The organism is Pseudomonas sp. ITEM 17296 (assembly GCF_028895205.1).
GTDB classification, from domain to species: domain Bacteria; phylum Pseudomonadota; class Gammaproteobacteria; order Pseudomonadales; family Pseudomonadaceae; genus Aquipseudomonas; species Aquipseudomonas kermanshahensis.
Genome location: NZ_WJRS01000008.1, coordinates 207,492 through 226,068 on the forward strand (window position 1 = coordinate 207,492; position 18,577 = coordinate 226,068).

The following is an 18,577-nucleotide window of genomic DNA, read 5'->3' on the forward strand; positions in this document are numbered from 1 at the left end:
GCTACAGACCGGGCGGGATTTGCGGTATGGCCACGCCATACTGCATGCCCACCTTCCCCCGGAACATGTCCCGGAACTGTACCGGTACAGTGTAGAGCGCTGTCCGAGCGCTTGAAAAGCGGTCAAAAAGAGCCTGTTTCCTGGGTTGTCGCTTGATCGACACAAAGATACAGAAAGGCGCCATCAATTTGCCTGTATCTGCGGCCCCACCCCCTAAGTTCGGGGCCGATCGACCAAATTACGTATTTGAAACCGGGTTTTTCTGCAAAAATACCGGCCTTTTTTATTGGCCGATTTTTGCGGGTACAAACCCATGACTGATCAAACAAGCACCCTCTATGCCAAATTGCTTGGCGAGACGGCAATCATCGAGTGGAAAGCACTGGAGCGCTTCTGGGCGAAGGGTGACCTGATTTGGGTCGACCCCAGCCTGGACCTGATCGCCGTTGCTGAAGCAATGGCCGAGAATCGCAGCGAGATCTTCGCCAAGTGGCGCAGTGATGGCACTGTGGGGCCGGTCACTGCTGAGCAGGCATTGGACCTGCAAAACCGCGACCCAGAGATCTGGGCGGTGGTGGTTTCACCGTTTATCGTGATTCAAGCGAAGCGTTCGGAATCGGCGTGATCGTTTTTGGTGCGTGAAAATGCGCAGCCCGCCTTAATTTGGTGCTTGAAGGCGATCAGCCGGGTAGAGGTAAGTAACAATTCGGCGTGGCGGTAACAGTTTACGGGATGCGTAATGTGGCCGCTGCGCGCCCCCTCGCGGGTATACCCGCGCCTTAGGCCCTGAATGCGGCCTCAAAAAATAACAAATGTGCAAGGAGTCGTTCATGAGTTCACAACTACCTTCGCTAGGATTCGCCGGCATTGGCCTGATGGGCCTGCCGATGTGTCGGCGCTTGCTGGCTGCCGGCTACCCCTTGACGGTGTGGAACCGCAGCCCGGACAAATGCGCCGAACTGGTGGCGGCTGGCGCGCGCCTGGCAGCAAGCCCGGCCGCGTTGTGCCGCGACAGCGATATGGTGCTGCTATGCCTGGCTGACACGCCGGTGGTGCGCGAGGTGGTGTTTGGTGAACAGGGCATTGCCCAGGGCGGGCGCAGTGGCCAACTGCTGATCGACTTTTCAAGCCTCGAACCGACCGCCACCCGTGAGATGGCTGCCGAGCTCGCTGCGTTGTGTGGCATGGCCTGGCTGGATGCGCCGGTGTCCGGTGGCACGCCGGGCGCCGAGGCCGGCACCCTGGCAATCATGGTCGGTGGCGAAGCGGCTGACTTGCAACGCGCGCAGCCGGTGCTGCTGACCCTGGGCCAACGTGTAACGCACATGGGCGCCGTGGGTGCAGGCCAGGTGACCAAGGCTTGCAACCAGATGATCGTGGCCTGCAATGCGTTGGTGATCGCCGAAGTGGTGGCGTTGGCCGAGCAATCGGGGGTTGATGCGACACTGATCGCTGAGGCGTTGGCGGGAGGTTTTGCCGATTCGAAACCCTTGCAGATCCTCGCTCCGCAAATGGCCGAAAGCCGCTTCGAGCCGATCAAGTGGCATGTGCGTACGCTGCTCAAAGACCTCGACAGCGCGGTCAAATTCGCCCGCGAGCAGGGCTCGGCGACACCGCTCAGTGGCCTCGCCGCGCAATTGATGCGCTTGCACGGTAGCCAGGGCTACTTGCAAAAAGATCCGGCGACCCTGGTATCGCTGTATCGCAGCAAGGGCTGAGCACGCCTTTGTCGCGCTCCAGCCGCTCCAGGATGGGCCGCAATTCGCCCAACGCCACCGGGCGGCCGAGCAGGTAGCCTTGCAGGTAGTCGCAGCCGTGGGTTTCGAGGAATTCAAGTTGCTCGACGGTTTCCACCCCCTCACTGACTACCTGCAAGTGCAGGGTGTGGGCCATGACGATGATGGCCTGGACGATCTCGCGGTCTTTCTGGCTGCCGGGTACCTCCTGCAGGAAGGTCCTGTCGATTTTCAGCACGTCCAGCGGCAGGCGCTTGAGGTAGGCCAGTGACGAATAACCGGTGCCAAAGTCATCGATCGACAAGGCCACGCCGAGGGCGCGCACGCGCTTGAGCAGGTTGACCGTGCGCTGAATATCGCCCATCAAGGCATTCTCGGTGACTTCAAGCTCCAGGTGGCGGGGCGCCAGCGCCGAGTGATACAGCGCTTTCTCCACTTCGCTGGGTAGCTCATCGTGGCTGAGGGTTACCGCCGAGCAGTTGACGGTGACCTTGAGGTCGGCAAAGCCGTGACGGTGCAGTTGCGCCAGGTCGGCGCAGGCGTGGCGCAGCACCCACAGGTCGAGGTCGATGATCAAACCATTCGCTTCGGCGATACCGATGAACCGGTCGGGCCCGAGCAAGCCGTGTTGCGGGTGCTGCCAGCGGACCAAGGCTTCGAGCTTGGCCACCTGGCCATTGCGCAGGTCGAAGATGGGCTGGTAGTGCACGCACAGCCCGCGTTCCTCCAGCAGCGCGATGCGCAGTTCTTCTTCCAGCTGCAGGGCGAGGGTGGCGCGGGTTTTCAGGCTGTCGTTGAAGAAGTTGAGGCTGTTGCGGCCGTTGCCCTTGGACTGGTACAGGGCAAGGTCGGCGTGCTTGAGCAGCTCTTCAGCGGTGTGGCCATCGTCGGGGAAAATGCTGATACCGATACTGGTGGTCATGACCATGCGCCGGCCACCCAGGTCGATGGGTTCCTTCATCCGTTGCATGATGCGCTGCGCCAGGTGACGTGCCTCGTCACGGTTGTTGAGGCTGGTGACCACGCAAAACTCGTCGCCCCCGAAACGCGCCACCAGGTCGTGGCTGCGGGTGGCTGCCTTGATGTGGTTGGCAATCACCTTGAGCAGTTCGTCGCCGGCGGCATGGCCAAGGCTGTCGTTGATCCGCTTGAAATGGTCGATGTCGAGGAACATCACCGCCAGGCGGTTTTGACTAGCGGTCTGTTCGGCGAGGCGTTCGGCGAAGACCTGATTGAAACCGCGGCGGTTGATCAGGTTGGTCAGGGCGTCGTAATGCGCGGCCTGTTGCAGCGAGGCCCGTGCCTGGTCGAGCTGGCTAAGCAGGATGCTGACCCGGCGCAGGTCGTGCTCCTTGCTTTGCAGCTTCTTGTCGGCCAGTGCCGCACTGATGCTGGCGCCGCTGATCAGCAGGGTAATGAAGGCAATGGTCAGCCCCAGTTGCAGGCTGTTGTCTGCCGAGGGCAGGCGCAGGGCGGTATCGGCGGGGATGACCAGGGTCATGGCCGACATCGCGCTGAAGTGGGTCGCGACGATGCCACCGGCCATCACCAGGCTGGCGCCGTACTTCAGGGCTTGGTGCAACGTGCCGCTGCCATTGCGGAAATACCGCGCCAACAGCAACGCCGCGAGGCTGGTGAGCATAGCGATGACCACGCAGGCGAGTAACAGCCCGGTCTGGTAGTACTGCCGGGCGCCGGTCTCGAGGGCGGCCATGCCGACAAAGTGCATCAGGATAATACCGGCACCAATCAGCACGGCACTTTGCAGGTAGTGCTGCACTCGCATTTGGCTGCGGTTGAGGCTGTTCATGCCCAGCCAGGCAACGATCAATGCAATGAGCAACGAGAGGACGGTCAGCGAGACGTCGTAGTGGACTTCCACCGGCGCCTGGAAGGCCAGCATGCTGATGAAGTGCATGGCCCAGACACCGCCAGCCAGGCAACAGGCGCCAAGCACGCGCCACTGGCGTTGCGCGGTGGGGTGTTCGTTGTGGGATTGCCGCTCGGCCATGTCCAGGGTCGCGAAACAAGCCGCGCAGGCCACGGTAAAGGCGAGCAGAACAAGGAAAGGCTCGTGGCGACAATCGATGACGATGCGTCCGGTTGCCGGCAGATCGGCGAACAGTTGCAGTCCCAACCAGTCCATTGCGTGCCTCTTGGCCGAGTTTTCACGCGTCTCCGGTACAACGCCTTGGGAGACTGTCCAGAGGCAGTATAGGAAGAGGTGGTTAGGCCTTCCTGACTAATGGCACTTTGATTTCTACGATTTGGTTATGCGTTCAATAGCAGCCAGGAATATGGCTGCTGGTGCCGCGCCCCCTGTAGGAGCAGCCTTGCGCTGCGAAGAGGCCGGTAAAGCCACAGCATTGGCTGTGCCTGAACTGGCCTCTTCGCAGCGCAAGGCTGCTCCTACAGGGGCGGGGTGTATCAGCCGGCTACCAGCACGCGAATGGCTTCGAGGCGCAAGGCAGCTTTCTCAAGCATCGCCAGGCCTTCTTCACGCTGCTTGCGCAGGGCGTCAATTTCGCTGTCGCGCACGCTTGGGTTGACGGCTTGCAGGGCAACCATGCGCGCCAGCTCTTCGTCGGCCTCGGACTGCAAGCGACGCTGCGCTTCGGCCACACGCTCGACGTGGGTCGGCATGATCTTGGCTTCACCACCACTGATGCGCTGGGCCAATATATCCCGCTGCGCCTGGACGAACTTGTTGGCGCTGGCGCGCGGCACGCTTTCGAGCTGGTCGTTGAGCGTTTCGAATGCCACGCGCGACGCCAGGTCGTTGCCGTTGGTGTCGAGCAGGCAGCGCAGGGCTGCCGGCGGCAGGTAACGGCCCAACTGCAGGGCGCGCGGCGCCACTACCTCGCTGACGAACAGCAGTTCGAGCAGCACGGTACCTGGCTTCAGGGCCTTGTTCTTGATCAGCGCAACGGCGGTGTTGCCCATCGAGCCGGACAGCACCAGGTCCATGCCACCCTGAACCATCGGGTGCTCCCAGGTCAGGAACTGCATGTCCTCGCGGGACAACGCCTGGGCGCGGTCGTAGGTGATGGTCACGCCTTCGTCGTCACCCAGCGGGAAGCTGGCGTCGAGCATTTTCTCGCTCGGCTTGAGGATCAGGGCGTTTTCCGAATGGTCTTCGCTGTCGATGCCGAACGCGTCGAACAGGGTTTCCATGTAGATCGGCAGGGCGAACTGGTCATCCTGTTCGAGAATCGCCTCGACCAGTGCCTGGCCTTCACCGGCCCCGCCAGAATTGAGCTCCAGCAGGCGGTCACGGCCGCTGTGCAGCTCGGCTTCCAGGCGCTCGCGTTCGCCGCGGGCATCGGCCACCAGTGCATCCCAGGCTTTGCTGTCACCGCTTTCAAGCAGCGGCAGCAGGCGAGGGCCGAACTGATGCTGCAGGGCATTGCCGGTCGGGCAGGTGTTGAGGAAGGCGTTGAGCGCTTCGTGGTACCACTGGAACAGGCGCTCTTGCGGGCTGTCCTGCAGGTAGGGCACGTGCAACTGGATGGTGTGCTTCTGGCCGATCCGGTCGAGACGGCCGATACGCTGCTCGAGCAGGTCCGGGTGGGCCGGCAGGTCGAACATCACCAGGTGATGAGAGAACTGGAAGTTGCGGCCTTCGCTACCGATCTCGGAGCAGATCAGCACCTGGGCGCCGAACTCTTCATCTGCGAAGTAGGCGGCGGCGCGGTCACGTTCGAGAATGCTCATGCCTTCGTGGAAGACCGAGGCAGGAATGCCAGAGCGCACGCGCAGGGCGTCTTCCAGGTCCATGGCGGTTTCGGCATGGGCGCAGATCACCAGTACTTTGGTGCGCTTGAGCATCTTCAGGGTATCGATCAGCCAGTCGACCCGAGGGTCGAAACGCCACCAGCGCTCGTCGTCAGTGATGTCGCCCTGCGCCTGGAAGGCGACTTCCGGGTACAGCTCGGCTTTTTCGCCAGGCGGCAGGTCGCGGTACTGCTCCGGCATCGCTACCGGGTAGGCATGCAACTCGCGCTCGGGGAAGCCCTGAACGGCTGCGCGGGTGTTACGGAACAGCACGCGGCCAGTGCCGTGGCGGTCGAGCAGCTCGCGGATCAGGCGCGCGCTGGCTTGGGTGTCGCCATCGCTGACGGCTGCCAGCAAGGCTTCGCCTTCGGCCCCGAGGAAACCATGGATGGTGGCGTGGGCCTCCGGCGACAGGCGACCTTCGTCGAGCAGCTCCTGTACCGCCTCGGCGACCGGGCGATAGTTTTCGCTCTCGGCACGGAACGCCACAAGGTCGTGGAAACGGTTGGGGTCGAGCAGGCGCAGCCGGGCGAAGTGGCTGTCCTGGCCGAGCTGTTCGGGGGTAGCGGTGAGCAGCAGCACGCCAGGGATCACCTGGGCCAGTTGCTCGACCAGGCCGTACTCGGCGCTGACCTGGTCTTCATGCCAGACCAGGTGGTGGGCTTCGTCGACCACCATCAGGTCCCAGCCTGCAGCAAACAGCGCGTCCTGGGCTTTTTCGTCGTCAACCAGCCATTCCAGGGCCACCAGCGCGAGCTGGGCGTCTTCGAACGGGTTGCTGGCATCGCTCTCGATGAAGCGCTCGGCGTCGAACAACGCCACTTGCAGGTTGAAGCGCCGGCGCATTTCCACCAGCCATTGGTGCTGGAGGTTTTCCGGGACCAGTATCAGTACGCGGCTGGCGCGCCCTGAGAGCAGCTGGCGATGGATGATCAGGCCTGCCTCGATGGTTTTGCCCAGGCCGACTTCGTCCGCCAGCAGCACCCGGGGTGCGCTGCGGTCAGCGACTTCACGGGCGATGTGCAACTGGTGGGCGATCGGTTGTGCGCGGCAGCCACCCAGGCCCCAGAGCGACGACTGCATCTGCTTGCTGGTGTGCTGCAAGGTGTTGTAACGCAGGCTGAACCACGACAGCGGGTCGATCTGGCCGGCGAACAGGCGGTCGCTGGCCAGGCGGAACTGAATGAAGTTCGACAGTTGGGTTTCCGGCAGGGTACGCGGCTGGTTTTGCGCGTCCAGGCCGTGGTACACCAACAGGCCATCGACATCGTCGACCTCGCGCACGGTCAGCTTCCAACCGTCGAAGTGGGTGATCTGGTCACCTGGCGAGAAGCGCACGCGGGTCAGCGGCGCATTGCGCAGGGAATACTGGCGGGTGTCGCCAGTGGCCGGGTAGAGCACGGTCAACAGGCGGCCATCCTGCGCCAGGATGGTACCCAGGCCGAGCTCTGCTTCGCTGTCGCTGATCCAGCGTTGCCCCGGTTGATACTGCTGCGCCATACTGCCTGAACTCCCGCGATGAAAAGCCGGCTATGTTAACGGATCGGCCGGTCAGACCAAAGTGTTGAAGTGCACCGAAGGGTGCCGAAGACCAACAGTCTAGCCGTTTCATCGACCAACACCGTCTTGTAGACGAGGGCCGCGCACTAACATGTCCGCCAAGCACCGCTGGTTGAACGTATCCCTGGCCGTGAGCAGCCTTGTGCTGCTGGCCGGCTGCGAGCAAAAAAGCTTCGAGACCTTGCCGGCGATTACGCCCGGGCAGCTTGAGGCACTGGGCGTGCAGACGCCGATCAAGAGCGTGCACTTTCGTGACCGCGACGGCGAAGGCCTGCTGGTGCTGAGCCGCACCGACGGCCAGGCCACCGACGCGGAAAACCAGCAGGAAGTGGACAAGGTAGTGCTCAAGGCCACGCTGTATGGGCGCACGGCCGAAAGCGATGCGTTCAAGGCACGCTGGCAGATCGAGCAGGAAACCACCTGCCCGGGGCTGGACCTGGATGTCGACTTCTATTCCGATGTCAGCGATGTCAGTGACCTGAACAAGGACGGTATCGCCGAACTGACGGTTGCCAGCCATGCCTTCTGCGGCGGCGGCATCGACCCCCACGATATCGCCATCGAAATGCGCGAAGGCCAGGCTATCTACACCATTACCGGCCAATCGCTGATCACCCCGGCGGGCGAGGAGCCGATCGGCGGCGAGCGCGAAGACAGCGCCTCGCTCAAAAGCACGCCGCAGGTACTGCGCGAGCACATGGACGCAGTCTGGCAGCAGGTCTACAAGCGGCCCTGGAGCGAGGCGAGCCCGCCGAGCGATGACGACCCCGATGACGAAGTCGAATAAGCGTTGTCTCTATTCAAGGTAGGACAACGCCCGCCGATACAGGGGTAATAGGAGACTTTCCATGTTGCCGCCGATTATTCCGCTCAGTGCAGCCCCGGTAACCTCGCAACAGGACCCGGTCAAACCCACTCCCGACATCAAGCCGGTGGTCCCTGCGCAGCCGACTTCCGGTGAAAGCGCCATCAACCTCAAGCAGCAGCGCGACCCGCAGGAGCAGGCCTTGATCCTGCGTGATGAACAGCGTCGTCAACAGCAACGTCGGCAAAAAAGCGACAGCGAGCTTTACAGCGCGTTACCGGGCGATGAAGTCAACGCCGACAACACCGTGCCGGTCGCCCCCTTGATGGGCGAGAGCCCACGCCAGGGGCTGCTGGTCGACATCGAAGTCTGACGCGGGGCTGGTCAGCGTCACTGGCTGGCTTCATCATGCAAGTCTCTGTTGATCGTCGAGCCCACCCATGAGTCAAGACAACCTCATCGATTTCGATGCCGAACGTGCCAAGCGCGTCCACGACCTCAAGGAAAAGCGCCTGAACGAAGTGCGCCAGGCCTTCGAGCAAGCCATGCCCCTGAGCACGGCAAAGAAAAAGAAGCCCAAGGGCAAGCCCAAGAAGCGCTGAAACTTGACGCAGGTCAACCCTGCGCCCGCCTCGCGTGCCCGGTCCCGGGCACCATTGACCCCGGTCAATTTTCCCCGCCCCCACATTCGTTACCTTGCATCCATCGGACAACGGCAAACGAAGAGGGAGGCCGACATGTTCTTCGACAACGTGGTTATCGCAGGTGTGGTAACGGTCGGGTTGATGGTCGCATTCTTTGCCGGTCTGGGCATTTTCATCTGGAAGGACTCGAACAAGCGCAAGCCGCGCTGACCTTCCGGGTTCACGAGCACGCAAGGCATTTAGGGCGACTTCGGTCGCCCATTTTTTTTGCCTGCGAAAAGTCGGGCAGCGCATTTCAATAAAGATGATTAGCTAGCTAATTAATCGTTTCCGCATTATCCTTCGCTTCATTGTCTATCGTTTACCTGATCATCCCCGCAAGGTCCGCCTCGTGCCCATCACTCTCCAGGCCCTGTTCGCACCCAGCAGCCTCGCCCTCAAGTTCGCCATCAAGACCGTGCTCGGTGGCGGCCTGGCGCTTTGGCTGGCGATGCGCTGGGGGTTGGAGCAGCCGTCATGGGCATTGATGACGGCGTTCATCGTGGCTCAGCCGTTGTCCGGCATGGTGGTGCAGAAGGGGCTTGCGCGCCTGGCCGGCACCCTGGTCGGCACGTTCATGTCGGTAGTTTTTATCGGCTTGTTCGCCCAGACGCCAGGCCTGTTCCTGATCACCCTCGCGCTGTGGCTGGCACTGTGCACGGCCGCGTCGACCCAACTGCGCAGTGCCTGGGCCTACGCCTTTGTGCTGGCCGGTTACACCGCCGCGATCATCGCCCTGCCGGCGATCGACCACCCGTTGCAGGTGTTCGACCAGGCCGTGGCGCGCTGCACCGAGATCTGCCTGGGGATTTTCTGCGCTACCGCCACCAGCGCCCTGATCTGGCCGCTGCGCGTGGAGCAGCAACTGAGCGGGCAAGCCCGGCAGGCTTGGCAAAATGGCCTGCAGGCGGCCAGTGCCATGCTGGGGGGAGAGGATGAAGCGCGCAAAGGGCTGCTGGAAAGCCTTGGGCGCATCGTCGCCATCGACAGCCAGCGCGAACATGCCTGGTTCGAAGGCAATCGCGGGCGTCAGCGGGCGCGCGCCATTCGCGGCCTGAGCCAGAAGCTGATGGTGCTGCTGCGTATCTCCCGTTCGGTGCGCCGGCAGTGGCGCCAGCTCGATCAAGGAGAAGCTCGGCACCTGGCGCCCTGGCTGGAGGCGGTGCGCGCGCAGTTGGGTGCACCCGACCAACCCGGCCTGTTGCTGTTGCGCCAACGCATCTGGGATGCCGCCCATGATGAGCGGATAAGCGCTGCTGAACATTACTGCCTGGCGCGCATGACGCTGTTGCTGGACTACGCGATGGCTGCGACCCAGGCGCTGGACGACGTCGAAGCGGGCAGGGCGCCCAAGGATGTGTCCCAGGGCCTGGCCGCACACCGCGACTGGTCGCTGGCACTGTTGTTCGGTTCACGCAGCGCGCTGGCGTTTCTGGTGATGAGTGGCTTCTGGCTGGCGACCGCCTGGCCCTCTGCGCCGGGCGGCCTGGTGCTGACCTGTGTGGTCTGCAGCCTGTTTGCCAGCCGCGAAAACGGCGCTCAGATCGGCCTTAGTTTCTTGCGCGGCATCTTTTTGGCGATCCCCGCGGCGTTTCTGGTCGGGCAGATTCTTTTGCCGCAGTGGAGCAGCTTCGCCATGCTCTGCCTGGGCATGGGTGTGCCGCTGTTTCTGGGTGCGTTGGGCATGGCCCACCCGCGTACCGGCGCGACCGCGACTTCGTATTGCCTGCACTTCATCGTGTTGGTATCGCCGCTCAATGCCATGCAGTTTGGCGTGGCCAGCATGCTCAACAGCGCGCTGGCGATGCTGGTGGGCGTGTCTGCTGCGGTGATGGCCTTTCGTTTGTTGGTGTTCCGTCACCCGGCCTGGCTGGGCAAGCGCCTGCGGGCGGCGACCCAAAGCGACCTGGTGCGCCTGACCCGGCGCGACCTGCGTGGCGCCGACAGCTGGTTTGGCGGGCGAATGGCCGATCGCCTCTTGCAACTGGCGCGGCATGCCGGCGAATTGCCCGAAAGCGAGCGCAAGCGTTGGGATGACGGCTTGCACGGCCTGGACATCGGCGACGAACTGGTGCACCTGCGCATGTGCCTGGCGGTCGCCCAGGCGCCGTTGGGCCGCGCTGAACGCGAGTACCTGCAGCAGGTGGAGGCGGTACTGGCCAAGGGGCCGGCGCCGGGCCGTGGGCAACGCCTGGACAGCGCCAGTGAGCAATTCATCGCCGCCTTGCGTCGGCTGCCGGCAAGCGACCCGTTGCGCCTGGCTGAAGGTGCAGTGCTGCAGTTGCAGAAGAGCTGGGGCAAATGGTGCCGCTGGCAGGAGGACGTGCATGGGGTTGCGTGAGTGGGCGCTGGGCGGCGTGCTGCTGAGCCCGTTTCTGATTTATGTGCTGCTGGCGCTGGTGCTCACCGGGGTGTTGCGCTTGTTGGTGCACGCCACGCCGTTGGGTCGCTGGATCTGGCATGAAGCGCTGTTCGACGCGGCGTTGTTCGTGTGTGTGTTGTTCCTGGTGGTGCGAGTACTGGGGGCTGCCTAAAGGCTCTTGTAACGATTTTTGTAAGGAGTGATTCAATGCGTGCTGCCGTACGTACCCTGGTAACCCTGTGTGTGGTGGCCCTTGCCCTGTTGGCAGGCTACCAGCTGTGGCAGTACTACATGCTGACACCCTGGACCCGCGATGCCCGGGTGCGCGCCGACGTGGTGGTGATCGCCCCAGACGTATCCGGTTGGGTGCGCGAGCTCAAGGTGCATGACAACCAGCAGGTCAAGGCGGGCGATTTGCTCATGAGCATCGACCGTGAACGCTTCCAGGCAGCCTTCGACCAGGCCAGCGCCGTGACCGAGACCCGCGCCCAGCAACTGCGCTTGCGCGAGCGCGAAGCGGCGCGGCGTACTGCCCTGGGGCCGGAGGCAATCAGTGCCGAGCTGCGTGAAAATGCCCAGATCAACGCCGCCATCGCCCGCGGTGAACTGCATGAGGCCGAGGCGCAACTGCAAGTGGCCAAGATCAACCTGGCGCGCAGCGAAGTGCGGGCGCCGCGCAGTGGCCATATCACCAACCTGCGCCTGGCCCAGGGCAACTACGTGAACACCGGGGAGTCGGTGATGGCCCTGGTGGACGACTCGACCTTCTATATCCAGGCCTACTTCGAAGAAACCAAACTGCCGCGCATCCGCGTCGGCGACACGGTCAAGGTCTGGTTGATGGGTGCGGGCGAGGCAATGCAGGGGCATGTGGAGAGCATCAGCCGGGGTATCACCGACCGCAACAGTAATCCGGACAGTCAACTGTTGCCGGAGGTGGAGCCGACCTTCAACTGGGTGCGCCTGGCGCAGCGGATACCTGTGCGGATCCGCCTGGACGAGATCCCGCAGGGCATGAACCTGAGTGCCGGCATGACTGCCAGCGTGCAGGTGCATGAGGACCGGGTTACGCAATGAAGGGAATGCCGAACCCTCTTACGGGGCTGCCGGCGGCTGGCGGAAAACCTTGGCGAATGCGCGGTGACTTGCGTTAGGCTGGCAACTGCGAGTTGCCCGGCAGAGGCGACCGTTTGCAGCCCGGCGTGCGTCACTTTCGACTTGATTGCGAGGTTACGGCATGGCCATCACTTCCCAGGACATCTGCAACGCGGCGGAGCAGCTCAACGGTTTCGTTGGCTTTCATGGCAAGCGCGGCGTTCATATCGTGCGTTTTTCCGAGGACTCGTTCGGCATGGACGTGGCCGACGACAGTATCACCCCCTGCAGCGAATTCGTCTGGCGGCCCGAGCAAGGCCCGCGCATGGCGTTGTGCCGAGAACGCCTGGCACTGCTGCTGGACCAGCATGTGGATGACCGCTTGAACATTGGCGAACCCTTGCGCACTTACCTGCGGCGCAGTGATTTGCCCGAGATCGTGGCCGAGCGCAACAAGCGCTGACGCCCTGCTGTTCACGGGGGCAGCCTTGTTCTACGAGGGCTGCCTTTACAGCAGGCGCCTGGCCGAGCCTGTGGGCGCCTGTTGCAGCAAGGCTTCGAGCGCCTCTTTAGGTAAAGGCCGGCTCAGGAAATAACCCTGCACCTCATGGCAGCCGTCCTTTTCTAGTGTTTTGAGCTGCTGTTCACTTTCTACGCCCTCGGCCGTCACCGTCAGCCCCATGGCTTCACCCAGGTTGATGATGGCTTGCACCACGGCGCGATCATTGCCACTGGTGTTGTTCAGCCCGGCAATGAAGCGTTTGTCGATCTTGATGCTGTCGAACGGGTACGTGCGCAGATAGCCCAGCGATGAGTAACCGGTGCCAAAGTCATCCATGTTCAGGCGAACGCCCAGCTCCTTTAGCGAAAGCATGGTGCTTAGCGCGCCTTCGATGTCGTTGAGCATCACGTTTTCGGTGATTTCCAGTTCAAGGCGCTGGGCGGGGAACGCGGTTTCCAACAGGATCTCGCGAACATCGGCCACCACGTCGCTGCGCAAGAACTGCGCAGGTGACAGGTTTACCGATATCAGTAGGCCCTCCGGCCAGTCGTGGGCCGTGCGGCAGGCTTCGCGCAGCACCCAGCGGCCCAGTGCGACAATGATGTCGCTCTGCTCGGCCAGCGGGATGAAGGTGTCTGGCCCGAGCAACCCCTCCTGCGGGTGCTGCCAGCGCAGCAGGGCTTCGACCGCGACGATGCGCAGGTCGCCCAGGCGATAGCGTGGCTGGTAATGCAACGCGAATTCCTGGTTTTGCAGGGCCCGGCGTAGATCATTCTCCAGTTGTCGGCGGTACTGGATCTGTTTGTTCATTTCGGCGGCGAAGTACCGCCAGGTGTTCTTGCCCTCCGCTTTGGCCTGGTACAGCGCGATGTCGGCGCAGCGGATCAGTTCGCCGGCATCGAAGCCCAGGGTTCGGCTCTGGGCGACGCCGATGCTGGCGCCGATATGCAGGGGCTGGTTGTCGAAGACGATAGGTTGCTGCAGCAGGCTAATGAGGCGGGCACAGAAACGGTCGACTTCAGTGCGGTTGTCCATGCCATTGAGCACCAGGATGAACTCGTCGCCACCCAGGCGCGCGACCAGGTCGACATCGCGGGTGGTGTCGCGCAGACGTGTCGCCACCTCTTGCAGCACAGCGTCACCGGCGGCATGGCCGAGGAAATCGTTGATCGGCTTGAAGTTGTCCAGGTCCAGCAGCAGCAACGTGAGTGGGGGCGAGTCGCTGCCGCGCAATAACAACTGCTCAAGGTGCCGGGCGAGTTTGTTGCGGTTGGCAAGCCCGGTCAGCGGGTCATGCAGTGACAGGTGCTGGATGCGTGCATGGGCGTCGACCTCGTCAGTGATGTCGCTGGCGGTGCCGCGAAAACCCGTCGGCTTGCCGTCGTACCAGATCGCCCGCGCCGAGATGCGGCAATAGCGGTTTTGCCCATTGTGGTCACGGTAGGTACAGCGCAGGTTTGCCAACTGCTGTGGGTCGGCGGCGGCCAACGCGTCCAGCCAGGGTGAGAGGGGCGTGGTGTCGCAGGCCAGCAGCTGGTTCACCGGCTGGCCCAGCCAGTCGTCCACCGGGTAGCCGGTGACGCTGACGAAACGCTGTGAAAGATAGGTCAGGCGTTGTTGTCGGTCGGTTTCCCAGATCCAGTCGGATGCGGCTTCGGCGACGGCGCGAAAACGCTGCTCGCTGGCCTCCAGGGCCTGGTTGCTCTGCTGCAGGCGCGCCAGGCTAAGGTCGATGGCGCGGGAGCTGCGCAAGGCGTGGCGGAACAGGTAAAGCATCACCAGGCCGAGTATCAGCAGCGCGCACAGCAGCGGCGGCAGCATCGCCCACAGCAATTGCTGGCCCGGCAGCGGGCTGGTCCAGGCCAGGTGGAAGCCGGTATCGCCCAGCGCGATACGCTGCTGGCCATGCTCGCCGGTAGCGTCTTTCTCGAGGTGCATGCCCGCCAGGCCGGCGCCGGTACCCAACCGTGTGAGTTTGTCGTCGGTCAGCTGGTCGACGAACAGCATGACGGGTGCCTGACGCACTTCGCTGTCCGACACGTCTTTGTCTGGCCGTACGGCCGCGGCGCTGAGCACGGCGGGCCATCCGTTGAACAGCACGAACCGGGTGATTTGTTCGCGGGCGCTGGCAGCCCCCCGCGCTTCATTGATGATGGGTTGCAGCGGCGCTTCTATATAAGTGCTGGCGCTCGCTTCACTGGGCTTGCCTTTGAACAGGGCGTAGGTGGTGCGCTGGTCGTCCACCACGAACACACCTTCGTAGCCACTGGCGCTGTATAGCGATTCACCGACGTTCTTCTCTTCATAGGCCCACTGCCAGTCCGCCTTGCCGGCCAAGTGTTCAAAGGCGGCATCCCACACGGCATAGCTGGACAGGAACTGGCGTGAGGCGAGCAGCCGTTGCTCGAGGGCTTGCGAGGCATGGAAGGCGCTGCGCTGTTGCTCTTGATGATCGAGGGTGGCGGCGATGTTGAGCAATGCGCCCAAGGTGACCAGGCAGGCCAGGCCAAAGACCACGCAAAAGCCTGCAATCAAGCGGCGAACTTGAAATCGGGGTGTGGGTAGGGTGGGTGGAAGGTTGGCGGTCCTGGCCATGTGCGGGTGACTCCTTCAAGAACAGCAGCCTCCCGCAAGGCAATCAGGAAGGAGGTTCAGTCAGGATAGGCCAGCCTGAGGCCGGTGGCCTCGCGTTGCGCGAAATTGACCTGGTCGCGGCCAGCGTGCTTGGCGGTGTAGAGCGCCTTGTCGGCCTGTTCGAGCCAGTGTTCGGGGGATTCAAGGTCGGCGTCGAAGGCAGACAGGCCGATGCTAAGGCTGATCCGCAAGTGTGGTAATTGCGGGTTGCGGTAGCTCGCCACCCGCTCGCGCAAGCGCTCCATGGCCAGGCAGGCCTGGGCCTCGTTGGTGTCCGGCAGGATCACGCAGAACTCGTCGCCACCGTAGCGCCCGGCCTGGTCGACCTCACGCAGGTTGCGTTTGAGCTCTTCGCTCATCTGACGCAGCACGCAATCGCCGACTACGTGGCCAAACGTATCGTTGATGGTCTTGAAGTGGTCGATGTCGATCAGGGCGATGACCGCCTGTTGCTGCTGTTGCTGGCAGGTCTGGAACTTGAGCAGCAGCAGGTCTTTCCAGGCACCGTGGTTGAGCAACCCGGTCAGGCTGTCGGTAAGGCTTAGCGCACTGAGGCGGCGCTTGTGCTCTGCCAGTTTGATTGCCAGGCGGTAGCAGACCCAGCCCAGGGCCAGCGGGTAGAGCGTCAGCATTGGCAAGCACGCGTAAACCTGCAAGGGCGTGGCAGTGAGTTGCAAGCCAGGGCCGAGCACGAGCGTGGCCAGGAGCATGCCGGCAAGCTGGGCCAGCACGCCGCGAACGACCAGGCGCTTGCCGCCCGCGGCCACGTTGTTCATGGTCATCATCGACAGCACGGTCACGCTGGGCAGTGGATTGAAGTGCATGGCGGCGGTCCAGAAGCCGCCCATCAGCGAGTCCAGCAGCAAGTTGCGCTGTTCTGCCTGATAAGGCGCTGCCGAGCGCATCGCCCACCGGTAGGCTAAATGCGGCCAGACAATCCCGTTGAAGAGCACCAGCAGCCAGACCCAGTTAGGCGGCGATAGCGGCGCCATGGCAGCCATTACACTGAACAGGCCGATGCCCATGCCGATGATGCGCGGCAGGTAGATGCGCTTGACGAAAGAAAGGCCCTTGCCGCTGCGGTTGTCCATCATGGTCATCGTTCTTCTGCTAAGGCGCCGTTTATCGCATAACGCGTGTGAATATTGTTGAACAGTGTTTCATCTATGAAAAATGACCTTACAAGCCAATTCACGGTTGATCTGATCACTGTGGGGTAATATGAAGGCTTTCCTGTTGCTTGGAGTGCTCATGCTCATGGTTCCCATGGCTAACGCTGCCGGCGAATCGGCGCCTCAACGGGACGGTCGTTTCCATAATCAGGCCCGCCTGCCTCAAGACGGCGTGATGAAAAAGCTGCGCATCGGCCTCAAGTACCTGTTTTTGCGCAAGCCGCCCGACACTCGGCCCTCCACCCCCCTCCATGTGCAGCCCATGACCCGGCAGCAGGTGCTTGATGCACCTGATCACAGCCTGTGGCGCCTTGGCCATTCCACGATATTGCTGAAGTTGCGTGGGCGCTTCTTTATTACCGACCCGGTATTCGCCGAGCGCGCCTCACCGGTGCAGTGGGCAGGGCCGCAACGTTTCCATGCGCCACCGCTTGGCCTGGACGAACTGCCGCCATTGGCCGCGGTGATCCTGTCCCATGATCACTTCGATCATCTGGATGAGCAGGCGATTCGACGGCTTGCCCCGCGTACGGGGGTGTTTCTGGCACCGCTTGGGGTGGGTGACCTGCTGATCGAATGGGGGGTTGCAGCAGACAAGGTGCGCCAACTGGATTGGTGGCAGGACACTGAAGTTGAAGGGGTACGCTTTGTCGCGACCCCAGCACAGCACTTTTCAGGGCGTGGCCTGTTCGACAGTAACCGGACCTTGTGGGCGTCCTGGGTGGTGATCGATGAACAGCTGCGGTTGTTTTTCAGCGGCGATACAGGCTACTTCGAGGGCTTCAAGCAGATCGGTGAGCGTTTCGGGCCTTTCGACCTGACCCTGATCGAGACCGGGGCCTATAACGTCGCCTGGCCGAGCGTGCACATGCAGCCGGAGCAGAGCCTGCAGGCACACCTCGACCTGCAGGGGCGCTGGATGCTGCCGATTCATAACGGCACCTTCGACTTGTCCACCCATGCCTGGCAAGAGCCATTCGAGCGCATCCTGGCCCTCACTGAGCAAGCGCAGGTGCGGCTATGCACCCCGCAGATGGGCGAGCGGGTCAGCCTGGACTCGCCGCATGCCGGGCAGAACTGGTGGCAGCCCAAACCTGCGCATCAGCGAGAGCGGTCGACAGAGCGCGCCGTGGCGGTGCGCTGAGGGTCATTTTTCAGTGTCTCGCTGGCGAGGTGAGGGCGGCTTCTGGTCGTCCAGTAAACGCGAAGGCGGCTTACCGCTGTCACTGCGCACCTGCGCATGGCTGATCAGCGCGAAGATGAAGCTGCCACCAATGATGTTGCCGGCCAGGGTCGGCAGGGCGAATGCCAGCAAGAAGCTGCGCCAGGTCTCTTCACCGGCCCAGACCAGGTAGGACACTTCCACTGAACCGACGACAATATGGGTGAAGTCACCCAGCGCCATGAAGTAAGTGATCATCAGGATGATCCAGATCTTGGCGTGCTCCATCGACGGGATCATCCAGACCATGGTGGCGATCATCCAGCCCGACACGATGCCTTTGGCGAACATCTGGCCGATGTCGTTCTTCATTACCTTGCGCCCGACCTCTAGGAAGGCCACGTCGGTCTTGCCGTCGAAGATCGGCAGTTCCAGCATGACCCAGGCCACCAGCAGGGTGCCGGCCAGGTTGCCGAGCAATACCACGCTCCATAGGCGCAGCAGGCGACCCAGGTTGGCCAGGGTAGGCGAGGTCATCACCGGCAGCACGGCGGTGAGTGTGTTCTCTGTAAACAGTTGCTGGCGAGCGAGGATCACCGCCAGGAAACCTGCACTGTAGCCAATGCTTGCAATCACCTGGGCGCTGTCGCCCTCGGGGAGGCGGGCATAGAACAACCCCATGGCCATGAGCGAGAGCCCCATCGACAACCCGGCGGCCAGCGCTGACCACCACAGGGCTGCGATCGTGCGCTCAAGCTCTTGGTCGCCCTGGTAGCGAATGATCTCGTGCAGCACCGCTGCCCTTGGCGGCTGGTTATGGCTGACCTCCTGCTCTTCGTCCGCCGACAGGCCTGGCGTTTTCTCGCTTTGCGTCTCGCTCATGGTTGCCACGCTCCGTGGGGTGTTTATCTACAGATCGGTTGCGTGTTCATTAGTTGCGAAGGGCGGGCAAACACTACTGGAAAGTTTTTTTAGATCAGGGTGTTGACTCTGATTTCAAAGCGCGTATTATTCGCCTCCTCGCAGCGATGAACGCTTCGGGGCAAGCGGCAAGTTGTTGAAGTTGAAAGCTTTCGAAAGAAAGCGAAGTTA

The 18,577-nt window shown here is 62.5% G+C and carries 16 protein-coding genes; 11 read left to right on the forward strand and 5 right to left on the reverse strand.

Annotation, left to right across the window (positions count from 1 at the left end):
• The first annotated feature begins 313 nt into the window (after positions 1–313).
• Together GIB19_RS12270 and GIB19_RS12275 are read left to right on the forward strand one after the other, a co-directional pair.
• Positions 314–625 carry a DUF2288 domain-containing protein gene (locus GIB19_RS12270; RefSeq protein ID WP_027594241.1) on the forward strand — a complete coding sequence of 104 codons (312 nt, stop codon included), beginning with the start codon at positions 314–316 and terminating at the stop codon, positions 623–625.
• A 205-nt stretch (positions 626–830) separates the two neighbouring features.
• Positions 831–1,718, forward strand: coding sequence for an NAD(P)-dependent oxidoreductase (locus tag GIB19_RS12275; RefSeq protein WP_027594242.1), 888 nt, complete (start codon positions 831–833; stop codon positions 1,716–1,718).
• Here GIB19_RS12275 and GIB19_RS12280 read toward each other — a convergent pair.
• Positions 1,618–3,882, reverse strand: a complete 2,265-nt coding sequence (locus GIB19_RS12280) for a putative bifunctional diguanylate cyclase/phosphodiesterase (protein ID WP_274886176.1) — start codon at positions 3,880–3,882, stop codon at positions 1,618–1,620. The two genes, GIB19_RS12275 and GIB19_RS12280, sit on opposite strands and share 101 nt — an antisense overlap.
• A 281-nt stretch (positions 3,883–4,163) precedes the next feature.
• Positions 4,164–7,010, reverse strand: a complete 2,847-nt coding sequence (gene rapA, locus GIB19_RS12285; RefSeq protein WP_274886177.1) for an RNA polymerase-associated protein RapA — start codon at positions 7,008–7,010, stop codon at positions 4,164–4,166.
• A gap of 151 nt (positions 7,011–7,161) precedes the next feature.
• On the opposite strand from rapA, the gene GIB19_RS12290 reads away from it, so the two are divergent.
• From GIB19_RS12290 to GIB19_RS12320, 8 genes are all read left to right on the forward strand, one after another.
• Entirely contained in the window at positions 7,162–7,857 is a 696-nt protein-coding gene (locus tag GIB19_RS12290; protein ID WP_274886178.1) for a M949_RS01915 family surface polysaccharide biosynthesis protein, read from the forward strand.
• A 61-nt stretch (positions 7,858–7,918) separates the two neighbouring features.
• The gene (locus GIB19_RS12295; RefSeq protein WP_085273530.1) at positions 7,919–8,248 is read left to right on the forward strand and encodes an aspartate-semialdehyde dehydrogenase; all 330 of its coding nucleotides are present in this window, start codon (positions 7,919–7,921) and stop codon (positions 8,246–8,248) included.
• A 67-nt stretch (positions 8,249–8,315) separates the two neighbouring features.
• A complete protein-coding gene (locus GIB19_RS12300) occupies positions 8,316–8,477 on the forward strand; it encodes a hypothetical protein (protein WP_176515004.1) in 162 nt (53 codons plus the stop codon).
• A gap of 135 nt (positions 8,478–8,612) precedes the next feature.
• Positions 8,613–8,729, forward strand: coding sequence for a cytochrome c oxidase subunit CcoM (ccoM, locus tag GIB19_RS28265; RefSeq protein WP_003254862.1), 117 nt, complete (start codon positions 8,613–8,615; stop codon positions 8,727–8,729).
• A 181-nt stretch (positions 8,730–8,910) separates the two neighbouring features.
• Positions 8,911–10,899, forward strand: a complete 1,989-nt coding sequence (locus tag GIB19_RS12305; RefSeq protein WP_274886179.1) for an FUSC family protein — start codon at positions 8,911–8,913, stop codon at positions 10,897–10,899.
• The gene (locus GIB19_RS12310) at positions 10,886–11,092 is read left to right on the forward strand and encodes a DUF1656 domain-containing protein (RefSeq protein WP_186682724.1); all 207 of its coding nucleotides are present in this window, start codon (positions 10,886–10,888) and stop codon (positions 11,090–11,092) included. Before GIB19_RS12305 ends, GIB19_RS12310 begins: the two co-directional genes overlap by 14 nt.
• A 35-nt stretch (positions 11,093–11,127) precedes the next feature.
• Positions 11,128–11,997, forward strand: a complete 870-nt coding sequence (locus GIB19_RS12315) for an efflux RND transporter periplasmic adaptor subunit (protein WP_027594248.1) — start codon at positions 11,128–11,130, stop codon at positions 11,995–11,997.
• Between the two features lie 160 nt (positions 11,998–12,157).
• The gene (locus tag GIB19_RS12320; RefSeq protein ID WP_099455113.1) at positions 12,158–12,478 is read left to right on the forward strand and encodes a DUF2025 family protein; all 321 of its coding nucleotides are present in this window, start codon (positions 12,158–12,160) and stop codon (positions 12,476–12,478) included.
• 45 nt (positions 12,479–12,523) lie between these two features.
• Here the strand turns inward: GIB19_RS12320 and GIB19_RS12325 are convergent, their stop codons facing one another.
• Entirely contained in the window at positions 12,524–15,112 is a 2,589-nt protein-coding gene (locus tag GIB19_RS12325) for a bifunctional diguanylate cyclase/phosphodiesterase (RefSeq protein WP_274886182.1), read from the reverse strand.
• 56 nt (positions 15,113–15,168) lie between these two features.
• On the reverse strand, positions 15,169–16,242 hold the full coding sequence (locus GIB19_RS12330) for a diguanylate cyclase (protein WP_274886184.1): 1,074 nt from the start codon (positions 16,240–16,242) through the stop codon (positions 15,169–15,171).
• A gap of 130 nt (positions 16,243–16,372) precedes the next feature.
• Between GIB19_RS12330 and GIB19_RS12335 the strand changes: the two genes are divergently transcribed.
• Complete coding sequence (locus tag GIB19_RS12335) at positions 16,373–17,467, forward strand: MBL fold metallo-hydrolase (RefSeq protein ID WP_099430239.1); 1,095 nt, start codon at positions 16,373–16,375, stop codon at positions 17,465–17,467.
• Between the two features lie 3 nt (positions 17,468–17,470).
• On the opposite strand, the gene GIB19_RS12340 is transcribed toward GIB19_RS12335, so the two are convergent.
• Entirely contained in the window at positions 17,471–18,367 is an 897-nt protein-coding gene (locus GIB19_RS12340) for a formate/nitrite transporter family protein (protein ID WP_099430238.1), read from the reverse strand.
• Between the last annotated feature and the right edge of the window lie 210 nt (positions 18,368–18,577).